Origin of the sequence: Photobacterium salinisoli (assembly GCF_003614885.1) — a bacterium.
Taxonomy (GTDB): Bacteria; Pseudomonadota; Gammaproteobacteria; order Enterobacterales; family Vibrionaceae; genus Photobacterium; species Photobacterium salinisoli.
This window is the reverse complement of the sequence record NZ_QZMS01000007.1, coordinates 2,188,555-2,205,266: the sequence shown is the minus strand read 5'-3', so window position 1 is coordinate 2,205,266 and position 16,712 is coordinate 2,188,555. Positions and strand designations below refer to the sequence as shown.

At 51.2% G+C, this 16,712-nt stretch carries 15 protein-coding genes; 8 read left to right on the top strand and 7 right to left on the bottom strand.

What is annotated here, in order from left to right; genetic code table 11:
* The first annotated feature begins 12 nt into the window (after window positions 1–12).
* The 4 genes from parE (at window position 13) to idi (ending at window position 5,767) form a co-directional block, all read left to right on the top strand.
* Window positions 13–1,902 carry a DNA topoisomerase IV subunit B gene (parE, locus tag D6M16_RS10515; protein WP_120511739.1) on the top strand — a complete coding sequence of 630 codons (1,890 nt, stop codon included), beginning with the start codon at window positions 13–15 and terminating at the stop codon, window positions 1,900–1,902.
* Window positions 1,903–1,973: 71 nt separating this feature from the next.
* Entirely contained in the window at window positions 1,974–4,238 is a 2,265-nt protein-coding gene (gene parC, locus D6M16_RS10510) for a DNA topoisomerase IV subunit A (RefSeq protein ID WP_120511738.1), read from the top strand.
* A 172-nt stretch (window positions 4,239–4,410) separates the two neighbouring features.
* On the top strand, window positions 4,411–5,136 hold the full coding sequence (locus tag D6M16_RS10505; protein ID WP_120511737.1) for a 1-acylglycerol-3-phosphate O-acyltransferase: 726 nt from the start codon (window positions 4,411–4,413) through the stop codon (window positions 5,134–5,136).
* Between the two features lie 97 nt (window positions 5,137–5,233).
* Complete coding sequence (gene idi / locus D6M16_RS10500) at window positions 5,234–5,767, top strand: isopentenyl-diphosphate Delta-isomerase (RefSeq protein ID WP_120511736.1); 534 nt, start codon at window positions 5,234–5,236, stop codon at window positions 5,765–5,767.
* A gap of 55 nt (window positions 5,768–5,822) precedes the next feature.
* Here idi and D6M16_RS10495 read toward each other — a convergent pair whose 3' ends face one another.
* The 5 genes from D6M16_RS10495 to argF all read right to left on the bottom strand — a co-directional run bounded on the left by D6M16_RS10495 (window position 5,823) and on the right by argF (window position 10,226).
* Window positions 5,823–6,212, bottom strand: a complete 390-nt coding sequence (locus tag D6M16_RS10495; RefSeq protein ID WP_027251909.1) for a Rid family detoxifying hydrolase — start codon at window positions 6,210–6,212, stop codon at window positions 5,823–5,825.
* 79 nt (window positions 6,213–6,291) lie between these two features.
* Entirely contained in the window at window positions 6,292–7,251 is a 960-nt protein-coding gene (locus D6M16_RS10490; RefSeq protein WP_120511735.1) for a trypsin-like peptidase domain-containing protein, read from the bottom strand.
* A 273-nt stretch (window positions 7,252–7,524) separates the two neighbouring features.
* Window positions 7,525–7,989: an aspartate carbamoyltransferase regulatory subunit gene (gene pyrI, locus D6M16_RS10485; protein WP_120511734.1), complete on the bottom strand. Its 465-nt coding sequence runs from the start codon at window positions 7,987–7,989 to the stop codon at window positions 7,525–7,527.
* Between the two features lie 15 nt (window positions 7,990–8,004).
* On the bottom strand, window positions 8,005–8,934 hold the full coding sequence (gene pyrB, locus D6M16_RS10480; RefSeq protein ID WP_120511733.1) for an aspartate carbamoyltransferase: 930 nt from the start codon (window positions 8,932–8,934) through the stop codon (window positions 8,005–8,007).
* A 287-nt stretch (window positions 8,935–9,221) separates the two neighbouring features.
* The gene (argF, locus tag D6M16_RS10475) at window positions 9,222–10,226 is read right to left on the bottom strand and encodes an ornithine carbamoyltransferase (protein ID WP_120511732.1); all 1,005 of its coding nucleotides are present in this window, start codon (window positions 10,224–10,226) and stop codon (window positions 9,222–9,224) included.
* Between the two features lie 303 nt (window positions 10,227–10,529).
* On the opposite strand from argF, the gene rraB reads away from it, so the two are divergent.
* Entirely contained in the window at window positions 10,530–10,910 is a 381-nt protein-coding gene (rraB, locus tag D6M16_RS10470) for a ribonuclease E inhibitor RraB (RefSeq protein WP_120511731.1), read from the top strand.
* A gap of 166 nt (window positions 10,911–11,076) precedes the next feature.
* Here the strand turns inward: rraB and D6M16_RS10465 are convergent, their stop codons facing one another.
* Entirely contained in the window at window positions 11,077–11,718 is a 642-nt protein-coding gene (locus D6M16_RS10465) for an NUDIX hydrolase (RefSeq protein ID WP_240435560.1), read from the bottom strand.
* A 233-nt stretch (window positions 11,719–11,951) separates the two neighbouring features.
* Here D6M16_RS10465 and prs point away from each other — a divergent pair, with 233 nt between their 5' ends.
* The 3 genes from prs (at window position 11,952) to D6M16_RS10450 (ending at window position 15,694) form a co-directional block, all read left to right on the top strand.
* Window positions 11,952–12,806: a ribose-phosphate diphosphokinase gene (prs, locus tag D6M16_RS10460; protein ID WP_120511729.1), complete on the top strand. Its 855-nt coding sequence runs from the start codon at window positions 11,952–11,954 to the stop codon at window positions 12,804–12,806.
* Between the two features lie 12 nt (window positions 12,807–12,818).
* The gene (locus tag D6M16_RS10455) at window positions 12,819–14,414 is read left to right on the top strand and encodes a nicotinate phosphoribosyltransferase (protein WP_120511728.1); all 1,596 of its coding nucleotides are present in this window, start codon (window positions 12,819–12,821) and stop codon (window positions 14,412–14,414) included.
* A gap of 224 nt (window positions 14,415–14,638) precedes the next feature.
* Complete coding sequence (locus tag D6M16_RS10450; RefSeq protein ID WP_120511727.1) at window positions 14,639–15,694, top strand: DUF898 family protein; 1,056 nt, start codon at window positions 14,639–14,641, stop codon at window positions 15,692–15,694.
* Between the two features lie 83 nt (window positions 15,695–15,777).
* On the opposite strand, the gene D6M16_RS10445 is transcribed toward D6M16_RS10450, so the two are convergent.
* Window positions 15,778–16,683: a bifunctional helix-turn-helix transcriptional regulator/GNAT family N-acetyltransferase gene (locus D6M16_RS10445; RefSeq protein WP_120511726.1), complete on the bottom strand. Its 906-nt coding sequence runs from the start codon at window positions 16,681–16,683 to the stop codon at window positions 15,778–15,780.
* Window positions 16,684–16,712 lie beyond the last annotated feature (29 nt).

Here is a 16,712-nt window from a genome sequence, read left to right as displayed (position 1 = left end):
CTTTCCGAATCTATGACAGACCAAAGCTATAACGCTGGAGCCATTGAGGTTCTGAACGGCCTAGAGCCGGTTCGACGTCGCCCAGGCATGTATACCGACACGGCGCGGCCAAACCACCTGGGTCAGGAAGTCATCGACAACAGTGTCGATGAAGCCCTGGCTGGCCATGCCAGGAAAGTCGAAGTGATCCTGCACGAAGATCAGTCGCTTGAGGTGATTGATGACGGCCGGGGTATGCCTGTGGATATTCACCCGGAAGAAGGGGTATCCGGGGTTGAGCTGATCCTGTGTAAACTTCATGCAGGCGGCAAATTTTCTAACAAAAACTACCAGTTCTCAGGCGGCTTGCACGGGGTCGGGATCTCTGTAGTGAATGCGCTCTCTAAGCGCGTTGAAGTCACGGTCAAGCGTGACGGGCAGGTGTATCAGATTGCTTTTGAACACGGCGATAAAGTCAGTGAACTCGAAGTCATTGATACCTGCGGCCGCCGCGCCAAAGGGACGCGTGTCCATTTCTGGCCGGATGGTAAGTATTTCGACAGCCCGAAATTTTCCGTCAGCCGTCTGAAAAGCGTGCTGAAAGCCAAAGCCGTATTGTGCCCTGGCCTGGAAATTGTTTTCACCGACAAATTAGCTAACGAAACCCTGCGCTGGTGCTACGAAGATGGCCTGAAAGATTACCTGTTTGAAGGCGTCAAGGGCTATACCCTGCTGCCGGAATCCCCCTTTACCGGGGTTTTTGCCGGGCAGACCGAAGCGGCCGACTGGGCCGTGGTCTGGTTGCCGGAAGGCGGTGAATTAATCACTGAAAGCTATGTCAACCTGATCCCAACGGCACAGGGGGGTACACATGTTAATGGTCTGCGCCAGGGCTTGCTCGATGCGATGCGGGAATTCTGTGAATTCCGAAACCTGCTGCCGCGTGGCGTGAAGCTGACGGCTGACGATATCTGGGAGCGCTGTGCCTATGTGCTGTCGGTGAAAATGCAGGACCCGCAGTTTGCCGGCCAGACCAAAGAACGCTTGTCATCCCGCCAGTGCGCGGCATTTGTCTCGGGCGTGGTCAAAGATGCGTTCAGCCTGTGGCTGAATGAGCGTCCGCAAATTGCCGAACAGCTGGCGGAATTGTGCATTGCCAACGCCCATCGGCGGATGCGGGCCAGCAAGAAAGTGGTGCGTAAAAAAGTCACCAGTGGCCCGGCGCTGCCTGGCAAATTAGCCGACTGTTCGCAGCAGGATCTCAGCCGAACCGAACTGTTTCTGGTGGAAGGTGACTCAGCCGGCGGATCGGCCAAACAGGCTCGTGATCGTGTGTTTCAGGCGATCATGCCGTTGCGCGGTAAGATTCTGAACACCTGGGAAGTGTCGGCGGATCAGGTACTGGCCTCACAGGAAGTACATGATATTTCTGTGGCCCTGGGGATCGATCCGGACAGTGATGATCTGAGCGGGCTGCGCTACGGTAAGATTTGTGTGCTGGCTGATGCCGACTCGGATGGTCTGCATATCGCCACCTTGTTATGTGCGCTGTTCATGAAGCATTTTGAAGCCTTGGTACGAGCCGGCCACGTCTATATCGCCATGCCGCCTTTGTACCGGATTGATCTGGGGAAAGAAGTGTATTACGCCCTGGACGAGGCGGAAAAAGAAGGCATCCTCGATCGCCTCAGCGGTAAACGCGGCAAAGTGAATGTGCAGCGCTTTAAAGGTCTGGGTGAGATGAACCCGATGCAGCTGCGTGAAACCACTATGGATCCCAATACGCGCCGTTTGGTGCAACTGACAGTGGATGATGACGAGCAGACGCTGCAGATGATGGATATGCTGCTGGGTAAAAAGCGTGCTGAAGACCGCCGTAGCTGGCTGCAAAGCAAGGGTGATCTGGCCGACGTGGAAGTCTGAGCCACGCCAATTGATGATTTCCGCCTGCCGGTCAGACCGGCAGGTATCAGGACAACACGGATTTAGCCACCATGACTGATGTCTCAATGGAAGGTATCGAGCAGCTTCCGCTGCGCAAGTTTACTGAAGATGCCTATCTGAATTACTCCATGTACGTAATCATGGACCGGGCCCTGCCGTTTATCGGCGATGGCCTGAAACCGGTACAACGCCGGATTATTTACGCTATGTCAGAGCTGGGCCTGAGCGCCACAGCCAAATACAAAAAATCGGCCCGTACGGTCGGTGACGTACTGGGTAAGTACCATCCACACGGCGATTCGGCCTGTTATGAAGCTATGGTACTGATGGCGCAGCCTTTCTCGTACCGTTATCCGCTGGTTGACGGTCAGGGAAACTGGGGTGCCCCGGATGATCCGAAATCGTTCGCCGCGATGCGTTATACCGAATCGCGCCTGTCCCGTTTCTCTGAAATCCTGCTGAGTGAGCTGGGCCAGGGCACGGTGGAATGGGGGCTGAACTTCGACGGCACCATGAAAGAGCCGACTATGCTGCCAGCCCGGCTGCCGCATATTTTGCTCAATGGGGTAACAGGAATCGCCGTTGGTATGGCGACAGATATTCCGCCGCATAACGCCCGTGAAGTGGCCAATGCCGTGGTGCACCTGATCGAGAATCCGCAGGCGGATCTGGATGCCATGATGGAATTCGTCAAAGGCCCGGATTACCCGACGGAAGCGGAGATCACCTCTTCCAGTGAGGATCTGAAAAGAATTTACCGTACCGGTAAAGGCAGCGTGAAGATGCGTGCTGTGTGGTCGAAGGACAACGGCGAAATCATTATCACCGCATTGCCGCATCAGGTGTCCGGCTCCAAGTTGCTGGAGCAGATTGCCGGTATGATGCGCGCCAAGAAGCTGCCGCTGGTGGAAGATTTGCGTGATGAGTCGGATCATGAGAATCCGACCCGAATTGTTATCGTGCCGCGTTCCAACCGGGTCGATGCCGAGCAGTTGATGGAGCATCTCTTTGCCTCAACTGATTTAGAAAAGAGCTTCCGGGTTAACCTCAACATGCTGGGGCTGGATGGCCGTCCTCAGGTCAAAGGCCTGGTGACTATTTTGTCGGAATGGCTGGTCTACCGTCGCGAAACTGTGCGCCGCCGTTTGCAGCACCGTCTGGATAAAGTGCTGGCGCGCCTGCACATTCTTGAAGGTTTACTGGCGGCTTATCTCAATATCGACGAAGTGATTGAGATTATCCGCACGGAAGACGATCCGAAAGCCGAGCTGATCAGCCGCTTCGGGCTGAGTGCGACACAGGCCGAAGCCATTCTTGAGATCAAATTACGCCAGTTAGCCAAGCTGGAAGAGATCAAGATCCGCGGCGAGCAGGATGAGTTGAGCAAGGAGCGTGAGAAGCTGGAACAGCTGCTGGGCTCTGAGCGACGCATGAACACTTTGCTGAAGAAAGAAATTCTGGCCGATGCCGAGACATACGGTGATGAGCGCCGCTCGCCGCTGGTTGAGCGAGCAGAAGCCAAGGCGATGACTGAGCGTGATTTGCTGCCAAGCGAAGCCATTACTGTGGTGCTGTCCGATAAAGGCTGGATCCGTCACGCCAAAGGGCATGAGGTGGATCCGAGCAGCCTGAACTTTAAGTCTGGCGACAGTTACCTGAGCCATGCCCGCGGTAAGAGTAATCAGCCTGCGATCTTTATCGGCAGCGATGGCCGCAGCTATGCACTGGAATCTCATACACTGCCCTCGGCAAGGAGCCAGGGTGAACCTGTGACCGGCCGTCTCAATATCACGGCCGGCAGCAGCGTGCGTCAGGTGCTGATGTCTGAGGAGGAGCAATACTGGCTGATGGCCTCTGATGCCGGTTATGGTTTTGTCTGCAAGGCCAGCGACATGATCTCCAAGAACCGCAATGGTAAGGCCTTGCTGTCGGTACCGGCGGAATGTGAAGTGATGCCGCCTCAGCCCATCTCGGATCTGAGCAAAGATCAGGTGCTGGCGATCACCAATGAAGGCCGTATGCTGATCTTCCCGATCCAGGATCTGCCGCAACTGGGTAAAGGCAAGGGCAACAAGATTATCAACATTCCTTCAGCCAGAGCCAAAGCCAGGGAAGAGTTTTTGTCTCACTTGCTGGTCTTACCGGCAGGCAGTGAGCTTACCCTGTACGCAGGTAAGCGTAAGCTGGGCCTGAAAGTGTCGGATCTTGAGAATTTCTATGGTGAGCGTGGCAGAAGGGGCACTATGCTGCCTCGCGGTCTGCAGCGGGTCACCAGTTATGAAATTACTTATCCGGATCAGAATGAAGATAGCTGATTGCCATTCCCCGTCAGCGTATTAGACAAAATAAGCCTCGTTCAGAGGCTTATTTTATTTGCGCTATACCGAACGAAAATGGCGTCAGGATCAAACAAAAAAGCCGAGAGAAGGGTGTAATTTCCCTTTGACTGAGTATACTAGCGCACGCTTGTACGCTGAGGAGAATCTGATGATTGCTGTATTACGACTGTTGGCATTGACGCTGTTTGCCATCGTCATGTTTGTGTTTGGCTGTGGTTACTGCCTGTTAAGCCCGCGTAACCCGAAACACGTCCACACTATTGCGCTGTATTTCGCGAAAATGTCACGCATTCTGGGGATTAAACTGGAATTGCGCGTGGCAGACGCCGCGCGGGAAGTCGGCCCGAGTGTCCATATTGGTAATCATCAGAATAACTATGATCTGTTTACGATTTCAGGTGCCGTGCTGCCGCGTACTGTGACTGTCGGCAAGAAAAGCCTGCTGTGGATGCCGTTATTTGGTCAGCTATACTGGCTGACAGGTAATATTCTGATTGACCGCGCCAATCGCAGTAAAGCGATGGGCACTATCAGTCAGGTAGTAGAGAAAATCAAAGAACGTAATGTCTCGGTCTGGATGTTCCCGGAAGGGACGCGTTCTCGTGGCCGGGGCCTGTTGCCTTTTAAAACCGGTGCCTTTCATGCCGCTATCAGTGCCGGTGTGCCTGTGGTACCTATTGTGTGCAGCTCCACCGACAAGGTGAAATTTAATCGCTGGGACAACGGCGTGGTGATTGTTGAAGTGATGCCGCCTGTTTCAACAGAAGGCATGACCAAAGAGGATGTCCGCGAGTTGTCAGAACGCTGTCGCTATCTGATGGCGGCTAAGCTGGATGATCTGAACGCCGAAGCGCAGGCCCGCTCAGCAAAATAACAGTGCTGGGATTGCGTCGAATTGTCAGGAAGGCAGGCCATCAGGGCCTGTCTTTGTTTTCAGGGCGGTACGCCCTTTGCTGTCAGAGTGGTGAGTGATGAGCCGGGAATATGTGATATTAGTCAATCAGGCCGGTGAGCACCTGGGGCTGGCGGAAAAAATGCAGGCTCACCGTGACGGCAGTCTGCACCTTGCATTCTCTGTCCTGCTTTACCGCCGGACGGAATCCGGCCTTGAATTTTTACTGCAACAGCGAGCACTAACCAAGTATCACAGCGGTGGTTTATGGACCAACACCTGCTGCTCGCATCCTCGTGACGGTGAGAGTCTGCAGCAGGCTGCGATACGCCGGCTGAGCGAGGAAATGGGGATACGCGGGGTGGCGCAGTTTGAGCAGGTCGCCCGCTTTATTTACCGGGCTGAACTGGATAATGATTTGACAGAACACGAACTGGATTATGTCCTGGTGGCGGAAGCCTCAGAGCTGAACATAGTCCCGAACCCGCAAGAGGTCATGGCCTGTCGCTGGTGGCCACAAGCGGAGTTAAGCGCTTGTCTGGACAGCAATCCGGAACGGTTTACGGCCTGGTTCAGTCAGGTGTATCACAAGGTGCTGGCATCACTCAGATAACAAAAAAGACGGGATAACCCCGTCTTTTTTGTGTCGTGCATTATGCAGGGAAGCCTCAGGCTTTGCGTACCGCAATGGCTTCAATTTCGATTTTGACATCTTTTGGCAGACGAGCCACTTCCACACAAGAGCGCGCCGGGTAGGAGGCGTGGTTTTCATCAAAGAAATTGCCGTACACTTCATTGACTGTGCCAAAATCGTTCAGATCCTTCACAAACACCGTCATTTTCACGATATCCGCCACTTTCAGACCTGAAGATTCGACCACCGCTTTGACGTTCTCCAGCGACTGGCGAGCCTGAGCGGCGATATCTTCCGGCACTTCTCCCGTTACCGGGTTGACCGGGATCTGGCCCGAAGTCAGAACCATGTTACCGAGATCAACACCCTGAACGTATGGGCCGATAGCGGCAGGTGCTTTGTCTGTGTGCAGTACTTGAGTCATGTTTGATCCTTTTTGGCTTCAACAGAAATGCTTACGGCCTCTAGTGTGCAATGCCTTGACGAACAGGTCAAAAGGTTTGCTAACGGAACGTGGGATCATTGCTCAGGTTTTGGATGGCCTCGGCTGGCGAACGGCTGCTATCGGGTTTTCCTTCCTGATAGAGAGTCGTCGAACTGTGCTGCAGGGCCACGTCATTACTGTTTTCATCCGGCGGCGGGAACGACCCGGACACTGGCGTTGCATAGCTGGTGAGCGGGGCGGCAAGCGGTGTCAGGCCGTTGCCACTGTGATGCTGGTTACCGGGCAGGCCCAGCGAAGCGGGCACGTCAGTACTGCGGTTCAGGCGATTAACATAAGGCGAGACCTGGGCGCTGGCCAGCGCTGGGCTGGCGGATACAGGGCGTATACCCAGCTCCTGCAGCCAGTCAAAAATCAGTGTGGCAGGGACAAACTGGCTGTATCGCGCAGCCGGGCGCAGGTTGGCGAGATCTTCCGGGTTATCGACGATGGCCACGGTAATACCGACGATTTCACCGGCGTCATTGAACACTGGGCCGCCGCTCATGCCTGACATGACCGGCGCATCACTCAGTGAATACAGACAGTTAGTGTTGGTATCTATCACATCCTGCAGATATTTTCCTTTGCCCTCTATGCTGGTCCCGAGCAGAGAGTGGCCCTGATGGACCACGGGCTGATCCGGAAAAATTAAGCCCCAGGTAGGGATCTGAGCAGAGTCAGTACGGATCAGCGCCAGATCGCACAGCGGATGATAGATCACATCCCGGTTCCAGGAATAGCGCGCAACATGTTTGGCCGTCACCTGCAAATGCGGGGTAACAGGAACAGCCGAGCCAAATCCGCCCAGCAAAATGGGCACCCCGATAATAACTTGCTGGTTGGCCATATGTTTCGGTGCATCAAAGACGTCACCATTTGTCATCACACAGCCGGACAGGGCCAGGCCGGCCAGTATGGCAGGCCGAACGGATAACAGGGGCCAGAGATAACGATGACAAAACTGCGCACAGATACTCATGCTATGTTCTCGTTGTTGGTCACACTTTCTTTTACAGAACGGGTTGACCACCGTTCTGTACGGATTTCTCTACAGAGTGGCGTTCTGGCTGCCAAAGGGGCCAAAAGCGGCACTTTTCCTGAGTCTAGAGACGGTGTGGGCGAAAGTATGTTGTCTAACTGAGAATGGCCGGACTGAGGCAGAAAAGGGGCAAGAAACGTGAAAGCCGGCTCAGGGCTGAGTCGGCTTTCTTATTTTTGTCACAGGCGGTTTTTCGGTATGAATACCGAAATATCAGTGATAATCGGTCACTATGTCGCGCGCGAACACTTTCTCACAGTATTTGCACTTCAGGCGGACTTCATCATGTTTGGTGACTACCCTGAAACTGCTGTCGACAGGCTCGTTGTGGGTAATGCAGTTTGAATTCGGGCATTTGAAGACAGCATTAATCTGTGAAGGCAGCGACAGGGTGAGCTTTTTCACTACTTTATAATCTTCAATCTGGTTGACTGTTGCCTTGGGGGCGTAGAGCGCCAGCTGGTTAGCCAGTTCCTCATTCAGAAACACATTTTCGATTTTGATTAAATCTTTGGTTCCCTGTGCCGAGGAAGGCAGATTGAGGCCAATCGTGACTTTTTCTTCGGCCTGATGCAGTTGGAACAAGCGCAGCACCTTGATACCGACATTGGCAGGGATGTGGTCAATGACAGTACCGTTCTTAATGGCTTCGACCTGAAGTTGGGACTCTTTTGTCATGGGGAATTCTCCTGCTTAAATGTCTTGATTAAGTACCAGTGCCAGCAGCGCCTGCCGGGCATAGACGCCATTTTCCGCCTGCTGGAAATAATAAGCGTGCGGGGTTTTGTCTACATCCGTGGTGATTTCATCAACACGTGGCAGCGGGTGCAGTACTTTGAGGTTTTCACGGGCATGGGCCAGCATGTCAGCACTCAGGATATAAGCCGCTTTCATGTGCGCATACTCGGATTCGTCAAAGCGCTCTTTTTGCACCCGGGTCATATACAGCACGTCCAGCTCGGGGATCACTTCTTCCATCTGGGTGTGCAGGCTGTACTTAATACCGGCTTCATCCAGCTCCTCGCAGATGTAATCCGGCATTGCCAGTGCTTCCGGAGCGATGAAGTAAAAACGGATGTTGTTGAACTTCGACAGTGCCTGGGTCAGCGAATGCACCGTGCGGCCGTATTTCAGATCGCCGACAAAAGCGACATTGAGGTTGTCCAGGCGGCCTTGTGTTTCAGCGATACTGAACAAATCCAGCAGGGTTTGGGTTGGGTGCTGGTTGGCGCCGTCACCGGCATTAATCACTGGCACTTTGCCAGAGAATTCTGACGCCAGACGGGCGGCACCTTCTTGCGGATGGCGCATGACGAACGCATCCACGTAAGATGTGATGACCTGAACGGAGTCTATCAGGGTCTCGCCTTTTTTCGCCAGTGAGGTATTGCCACCATTATCGAAGCCAATCACGCTGCCGCCTAAACGCTGAATCGCCGTTTCAAAAGAAAGGCGGGTGCGGGTAGAAGGCTCAAAGAAACAACTGGCAATCACTTTGTGCTTGAGCAGTTCAGGATTCGGCTGTTTCTTCAGCTGGGCCGCGGTGTCAACGATCAGCTCGAGTTCGCTGCGGCTAAGCTCGGGGATAGAAATAATGTGCTTATGATATAGCGAATTCGCCATGGCGCTTTTCCCTCTTTTGGTCTGGAACAGGTAGCTTTGGGTCTGTCTTGGCTATCGTACAGGCAAAAAAAAGCCCCCTGAGATCAGGAGGCTTTCGGATGACGATCCGGAGTAACAAAAACGGCACGGCACACCGTTAATCGGCGGCGTCGCAGCACAACTGTGATCGCGGATTGGGCCATTTTTGGTACTCACTAGACAAATTGCGGAGGATTATACCGCCATTTCTCTATGGCGCAAGCGTTTGCCTGCACCTAACCTGGCCCTGATGCTGACCAATGTCAGGGTTACTGGCCTAAGGTGGCCACCATCACAGCTTTAATGGTGTGCATCCGGTTTTCGGCCTGATCGAAGACGATAGAGTGGGCAGACTCGAAGACCTCTTCGGTCACTTCCAGGCCCGATAGGCCATATTTTTCGGCTACCTCTTTACCTACAGTGGTTTCATCGTTGTGAAACGCTGGCAGGCAGTGCATGAATTTCACATTGGGATTGCCGGTTGCCTTGAGTGTCGAGGCGTTAACCTGGTACGGCAGCATGGTTTTAACCCGCTCATCCCAGGCCGACTGTGCTTCGCCCATGGACACCCAGACGTCGGTATACAGATAATCACAGCCTTGCACGCCTTCCTGCACCGACTCGGTCAGGGTAATGCGGGCACCGGTCTCACTGGCAATCTCCAGACACTGGGTGACCAGTTCCTCTTCCGGCCAGTAGTCCTTGGGCGCAACCAGCCGGATATCCATCCCCATTTTGGCCGCGCCGACCATCAGGGAATTGCCCATGTTGTTGCGGGCATCACCCAGATAGGCAAATTTAATATCTTGTAATTGCTTGCCCGGGCTGTGCTCCTGCATGGTCAGAAAATCGGCCAGGATCTGAGTAGGGTGGAACTCATCGGTCAGGCCGTTCCAGACCGGCACACCGGCATACTGGCCCAGCTCTTCAACCACAGACTGGCCATAACCCCGGTACTGGATACCGTCATACATACGGCCAAGCACGCGCGCGGTATCTTTCATGGATTCCTTGTGGCCGATCTGGCTGCCGGACGGACCTAAATAAGACACACGGGCCCCCTGATCAAAGGCCGCGACTTCAAAGGCGCATCGGGTACGGGTGGAGGACTTTTCGAAAATCAGGGCGATGTTCTTACCGCTCAGGCGCGGCTGCTCATAACCACCGTATTTGGCTTTTTTCAGTTCTGCGGAAAGCGACAACAGATGCCCGATTTCGCGTGGGGTGAAATCCAGCAGCTTGAGAAAATTCCGGTTGCGCAGATTAAATGCCATATCTCGTCCTCGTGTTCATGACTTCAGCGAACACTGATCGCTGCGTTATGTGTGAAAATGGAGTATTTATGAATAATTACCCATAAAATATGAAATTATATATACCTGTGTCAATCGCAAAACCCGAGAGAAAGGCGGGAAAAATCGTCTGCTGCATCAGAAAAGCAGCATTGTGGCTTTCACTGAACAGAATGTGGGGCGGGAAATCGCGACTGAGGATGGAAATTCGCGGGGATCCGTGCCATATTGGCGGCCAATTTCATACATACTAGTGTGGCTGGTGCCCCTATTTGGAGAGACCTTATGTCTTACGCAGAATTGATTGAAGAGCAGAAGGAAGAGACTCGCGAGATCATTGAGTCCCTGCTGGAAGATGGCAGTGATCCGGATGCGCTGTATTCGATTGAACACCATTTTTCTGCTGATTCATTTGCTCAGCTGGAAGGTGCCGCTGCTGAAGCCTTCAAGATGGGCTTTGAAGTGATGGATGCCGAAGAGCTGGAGCTGGATGAAGAAGACGGTGGCGGTACTGTCGTTTGCTTCGATGCAGTGATGGAGTCAGCCCTGGACGCAGAGCTGATCGATGAGCAGGTACTCAGGCTGGTAGAGCTGGCGCAGAAGTACAACATCGATTACGACGGCTGGGGAACTTACTTCGAGTCTGGTGAAGACGACGAAGAGTAATTCTCTTCGATGATTGTTTAGATTTCACTTCCTTCAGGGTCCAAAAAACTGACCTGAATTCAATGAATCCCCCGACTGTCGGGGGATTTTTTTATCTGTTGCTTCTGATTTACCATGCACATCAGGCATTGAAAATTGCGCTGGCTTCAGTGGTCCCGATCGACGTTTACAGGCTGAGGTTACGCTCGAAATGGACGATATCCACATCCGGCTTTAACGTATAGAGCTGCGCCAGTCGGCCACCGGATTTCACTTTTTCATCGAGAGCTTCAAACATACCGCTGGCCTCGATTCGTCTGACCAGGCTCTTACGTTGGATGGGCTTGGCAATGATCGCTTCAATGGCCGATTTGAGCTGTCCGATGGTGAACTGTTCCGGCAGGCAGTAAACTGGGATCATCGAATACAGAGCCTTGTGCTGTAGGCGCTCTTTGGCTTTTTCGATGATGTGCTTGTGATCAAATGCGACAGCGAGATCGGGCAGTTCATTGAGATCCACCCACTTGACGTCATCGACTGCATCGATTTGTGTCGCAGCGTGTTGCGGGGATATTAAGGCGTAATACACCAGCGTCACGCTGAATCCTCTCGGATCGCGGTTGATCCCTGAAAATGCCTGCAACTGCTCCAGATATTGTGGTGCTACGCTGGTTTTCTCTTTGATTTTTCTTAGCGCACTCATATCGGTATTGTCGTCTGAATCGACATCCACAAATCCGCCCGGCAATCCCCAACGCCCCTGAAAAGGGGCGTTCGCCCGCTTCACCAGCAGCACTTTCAGGCTGCCCTGCAAAATTGTAAACAGCACGCTGTCCACCGTGAACAGTGGGTTTTTGTATTGGTTTAAATCGTAATCAAGCGCCATGACAATCTTATTTTGTGTCTTTTCGACACAATAACGAAATCTTGATACTCAGGCAAATGAAGAGGATTCATACATGAGGAAAAGATTAATTGTGTCTCACGGACATAAAGTTATTGATGGGTGAGATTTGGTTTGATATCTTGTTTGTGTCTTAGAGACATTATTTGTGAGGGGATATGAAAGTCATCAGTTATGAATACGCTGGAAATACAAAAGAGTTGGCATATGAAGCCTTTACATTTTCCGGGGGAGAAGAACATATCCGTTTCAATCCATCGGATTTCGCTCAAAGCGAAAAAGTTAAGGTGATAGCCAGAGTCACGAACTCCTCACAGGTAATGCGTCTGTTGATGGCCGTTGATGCATTAAAAAGACTGTGTATGGAACGGATATCAATTGAATTGCTAATCCCGTATTTTCCGTATGCACGTCAGGACCGGGTCTGTGTCGCAGGTGAAGCGCTGGGCGCAAAAGTCATGGCCTCACTGATCAATTCGCTCAACCTGAATAAAGTCACCGTGTGGGATGCCCATAGTGAGGTGGTACCTGCTTTACTGGATCGTGTTGAAAATATTGCGCAGGTGAACCTGATTGAGCAGTTTCCCGCTTTGCGTGAGCAACTGAGCAGCGGTGCGCTGACTTTGGTGTCGCCGGATGCTGGTGCCAGCAAAAAAACAATCAAAATCGCGGAGCACTTTGGCGGAGAGCCTGAAGTGATTCAGGCGCAGAAAGTCCGAGATCTGAAAACCGGATACATCCTTCAAACCTTAGTGCTGGGTGAGGTCAGCGGAAAAGACGTGCTGATCGCCGATGATATCTGCGATGGAGGCAGAACCTTCATTGAGTTGGCGAAAGTGCTGAAAGCACAAGGGGCAAAGTCGATTGCTCTCTATGTGACCCACGGAATTTTTTCTCAGGGGCTGGCCGTTTTTGCTGGCCTGATCGACATCATTTACACCACGAATTCTTGCCGTGACAAAGCGGACTTTATCCCGCACAACGACGTGCAACTTGAAATGATTGAACTTTAAGGAGGAGTCCCCATGACCATTAACGCAGCAAGCATGCAGAAAGATGTTTATAAAGAATTTCACAGCCGTGCCTATCACCCGGATGTCACTGAAGTGTATGCGAACTATACGTCCCGCAGCGGCAAGTTAAGCAATGTAGAAAATAACGATAAAGTGGTCTTTGTCGGGCTGCAATACTTTATCAAAAGTTATTTGCAGGAAGAATGGCAGGCCTTCTTTGTGGCAGACAAAGAGAGCGCAGTAGCAAACCACAGGCGGGTGATGAGTGCCATGCTGGGCTACCCCGTGGATGTCAGCTATCTGGAAGCTTTGCACGACCTGGGCTACCTGCCGTTAAGAGTGAAAGCTTTACCGGAAGGCACCTTAGTGCCTTATCAGGTTCCGCCTATCACTATTGTGAATACCAAGCCCGGCTTTGAATGGCTTACTAATATGATTGAGACCGTTCTCAGCTGCGAAAATTGGCCGATTCAAACCAGTGCCACCACTTCTGTGGCGTACCTGAAAGTCTTCCGGGAGTTTGCGGAAAAAACCGGGTTACCAGCGGATATTGTGCCATTTCAGGGCCATGACTTTAGCTTTCGCGGCATGTTCGGGAAACACGCGGCGGCGATGAGCGGTTTTGGTCACCTGGCATCGGGTTTGGTGGGAACAGACACCATTCCGGCGGTACTCTTCGCAGAAAAATACTATGGCGCGAATGTGGACGAAGAGCTGGTGGGGTGCTCGGTCGATGCGACGGAACACTCGGTCACCTGCTCATGGATCCTCGAAGGGGAAATTGAGTTTTTCCGTTACCTGATGCGTGAGCAATCACCGACGGGAATTCTCAGCGTGGTGTCAGACACCTGGGACTTCTGGAAGCTGGTCACGGAATATCTGCCACTGCTCAAAGAAGAGATTATGGCTCGCAATGGTACGGTAGTTATTCGTCCGGACTCTGGCGATCCGGTGAAAATTCTGACCGGATATCGTTTGTCGCCTGTGTCTGAATACAGTGGACTTTTCAACTCACAACATGAAGCCGAGCAAGCGGCAGTAGGCGAAGGGTTCGAAGCCTATCGCTGGCAGGGGGAGTACTACGGGTGTGTCGAGGGCGAAACACAACGGCTTGAATTATGTGAAGTTAAGGGGTTAATTGAGTGCCTGTGGGGTACTTTTGGTGGCACATTCACCGACAAAGGCTACAAATTGCTGGATGAACATATCGGTGCCATTTATGGCGATGCGATAACGCTGACCCGGCAGCGTCAAATTCTGCAGCGACTCATGGATAAAGGGTTCGCCTCCAAAGTGGTGTTGGGGATTGGCTCATTCAGCTATCAATATGTCACGCGGGATACCCATGGCTCAGCAGTAAAAGCTACGAGTGTGGTTAAAGGCAATCAGCGGATTGCTATTTTCAAAGAGCCCAAAACCGACAGCAACAAGCGCTCGGCAAAAGGCTTACTCAAAGTGGATCGCGTCGATGGCGAACTGGTGTGCTTTGACAACGTGACCGAAGCCGAGGAGCAGCAAGGATTATTGCAGGTTGTTTTTGAAGACGGACAATTGGTGAAAGAGACGACACTTCGTGAGATCCGGGGGCTGATCAGCACGCAGATTTAAAGGACGTTTGGTTTTATCCATGATTGAAAAGCTGGCATGGCCAGCTTTTTTTAATAAAGGCACAACGTGAATCCTAGCTGATTTTTGAGCAGGGAAATGGAATCAAGGTTTGATAAAAAGAGTTAAAGTGGGTTGAAGTTAATTAAACGAGTTGCACTCAACTTTCAGAGCCGATTATCTTGTTGATTTTATTATTACAAAATAATCGATAAGGACTGTGGTTCATGAATCATAAAATAACATGTGATGTTGAGCTAAGGAAATTCCTCAGAATTTTATTAAAACACATTATTTTTATTTTTTTATCTTCCGGTGTTTACTGGATATTGGCAATGCCAAAAATAATGCAATATACCTACTCTCAAACAAAGATCGGATCATTTAAGTTTGATTATCATGTGACATCATATGATATTTTAAAATATGTTCTGTTTCTTGGGGTTGTTCTTTTTATTTGGTTTGCTATCGCTTCTCTATCGATAGCGTCCTTTTTCTATTCATCACTCGCATTGATTTTATGTATTCCGGTTTTGTATTACAAATGTATACAAATCAATGTGGCTGGTAAGAGTTTAAATTCTCAGCGTTTCAATTTCTCTGGATCTATGTTGGGTGTATACTTTCTATTTTTACATCCAAAAGTAGTTTTCTTTTTATTTTTGGGGTGTGGTTTCATATACTCGAGTTTTCAAGTTCAACAAACAAATGAAAGTCTCAGATATGGTCTATATGGCTGTGCTATCCTGTCTATGTTACTGCTGATTGTCGTTTTCGTGTTGGGAAAATCACGTTATATTATCAATCATTACGAGTACGGTAATTATTGCCTGAAAACGACAATCTCTGAAAGAGAAATTATTCAATCAATGATCAGTGCATTCGTCTCAGTGAAATATTTTTTTGTAGCGATTGCCCTGAGTGGGATAATTTATTGGATGTCTGGTGATTCTTTTTGGAAGAGCTTAGCATTAGTATTATCGTTCATTACAATGCTGTTATTTATCATTTCATATGCAGCAGAGTACCGATATCATTATTTTGATAAAATACAAGTGGAAGGGGTTGATGAATTTAAATTTGTTTCGACGGCAAGTGGATGGCATATTTTTCTTCACTGGTTCAGTTGTTTATATACTTTCATTTTTACATTAGGGCTTGCGATGCCCTGGTTGTTCGTGAGCCGACATAAGTTTTACTTTGAACACATTATGATCGTCGGAGATTTAAGGCCGATTGAAAGCGCTTGTGTATCCGCACTTCAGGTTGAAAAGGCAGGCTGAGGAAAAGAGAATCGGATGTCTGCGCAATGTCAATGCTGCCGCCTCTTGGCAGCATTGGCTGAAAGTGTGTCTCACCTGCCGTGTCAAAACCACTTCACCATCCGGATTTCACAGGCGTCGTGACCTGTGTTGCCCATAGGCTTTTGGGTATGCTGAAAACCTAACGATTCATACAGCGCGATGGCTTCGACCAGATTGGCGGTGGTTTCCAGATAGCAGGCGCGATAGCCCTGTTCTCGGGCAAATCGCAGGGCCTTGACGGCAAGCTTACGCGCCAGACCCAAGCCACGTAACTCAGGCAGGAAATACATTTTCTGCAGCTCGCAGATGTTTTCTTCACCTGCCAGCCGGGCAATACCGCCGCCGCCGAGCACCCGGTGACGATGTTCAATCACCCAGTAAGCATGTCCTTCTGGCTGATAAACCTCACTCATGCTGTCTAGGGTGGGATCGGCCACGCCATACCCTTTGTCTGCTGTCAGTCCGTATTCAGCAGAGACTTTTCGGATCACGGCCGCAATTGATGCATTGTCCAATGGCGTCAGCGGACGAATCTCATAGTTTTGCTGCCTGCCCGCCATCACCATGGCTTTGCGGTACCGTTCCAGACTCTTACCTAACTGTTCGATTTCATCCGTGTCCATTTGCGCCAGAAAACCATCAACCTGCTGATTGAGTCTCTGGTGCAGTTCAGCCAGTCTGGATTGGCCTGCTGCGGTCAGGCTGGCAATCTGGCTGCGTTTATCATCAGGGTGGGGATGGCTGATGATCAGCCCGCTGTTGCTCAGCACTGCCAGTGTGCGGCTGGCGTTGGATTTATCTACATTGAGCAAGGCAGCCATATCGTTGACCGTGCAGGGGTTCGCTTCCAGTTCAATCAGGGCATGGGCCTGAACCGGGGTGAGATCCATGTTGCCACACTGGCTGTCGAGCATGCCGAGCTGGCGCACAAGCTGACGGGATAACTGGCGGAGTGTTTGGGCATCCATGTTGCTTTATCCATATTGTTGTGGTTTGC

Excerpts from the sequence above, each read along its gene's own strand:
- parE (WP_120511739.1), top strand. The coding sequence starts at position 13 with ATGACAGACCAAAGCTATAACGCTGGAGCCATTGAGGTTCTGAACGGC.
- parC (WP_120511738.1), top strand. The coding sequence starts at position 1,974 with ATGACTGATGTCTCAATGGAAGGTATCGAGCAGCTTCCGCTGCGCAAG.
- D6M16_RS10505 (WP_120511737.1), top strand. The coding sequence starts at position 4,411 with ATGATTGCTGTATTACGACTGTTGGCATTGACGCTGTTTGCCATCGTC.
- idi (WP_120511736.1), top strand. The coding sequence starts at position 5,234 with ATGAGCCGGGAATATGTGATATTAGTCAATCAGGCCGGTGAGCACCTG.
- D6M16_RS10495 (WP_027251909.1), bottom strand. The coding sequence starts at position 6,212 with ATGACTCAAGTACTGCACACAGACAAAGCACCTGCCGCTATCGGCCCA.
- D6M16_RS10490 (WP_120511735.1), bottom strand. The coding sequence starts at position 7,251 with ATGAGTATCTGTGCGCAGTTTTGTCATCGTTATCTCTGGCCCCTGTTA.
- pyrI (WP_120511734.1), bottom strand. The coding sequence starts at position 7,989 with ATGACAAAAGAGTCCCAACTTCAGGTCGAAGCCATTAAGAACGGTACT.
- pyrB (WP_120511733.1), bottom strand. The coding sequence starts at position 8,934 with ATGGCGAATTCGCTATATCATAAGCACATTATTTCTATCCCCGAGCTT.
- argF (WP_120511732.1), bottom strand. The coding sequence starts at position 10,226 with ATGGCATTTAATCTGCGCAACCGGAATTTTCTCAAGCTGCTGGATTTC.
- rraB (WP_120511731.1), top strand. The coding sequence starts at position 10,530 with ATGTCTTACGCAGAATTGATTGAAGAGCAGAAGGAAGAGACTCGCGAG.
- prs (WP_120511729.1), top strand. The coding sequence starts at position 11,952 with ATGAAAGTCATCAGTTATGAATACGCTGGAAATACAAAAGAGTTGGCA.
- D6M16_RS10455 (WP_120511728.1), top strand. The coding sequence starts at position 12,819 with ATGACCATTAACGCAGCAAGCATGCAGAAAGATGTTTATAAAGAATTT.
- D6M16_RS10450 (WP_120511727.1), top strand. The coding sequence starts at position 14,639 with ATGAATCATAAAATAACATGTGATGTTGAGCTAAGGAAATTCCTCAGA.
- D6M16_RS10445 (WP_120511726.1), bottom strand. The coding sequence starts at position 16,683 with ATGGATGCCCAAACACTCCGCCAGTTATCCCGTCAGCTTGTGCGCCAG.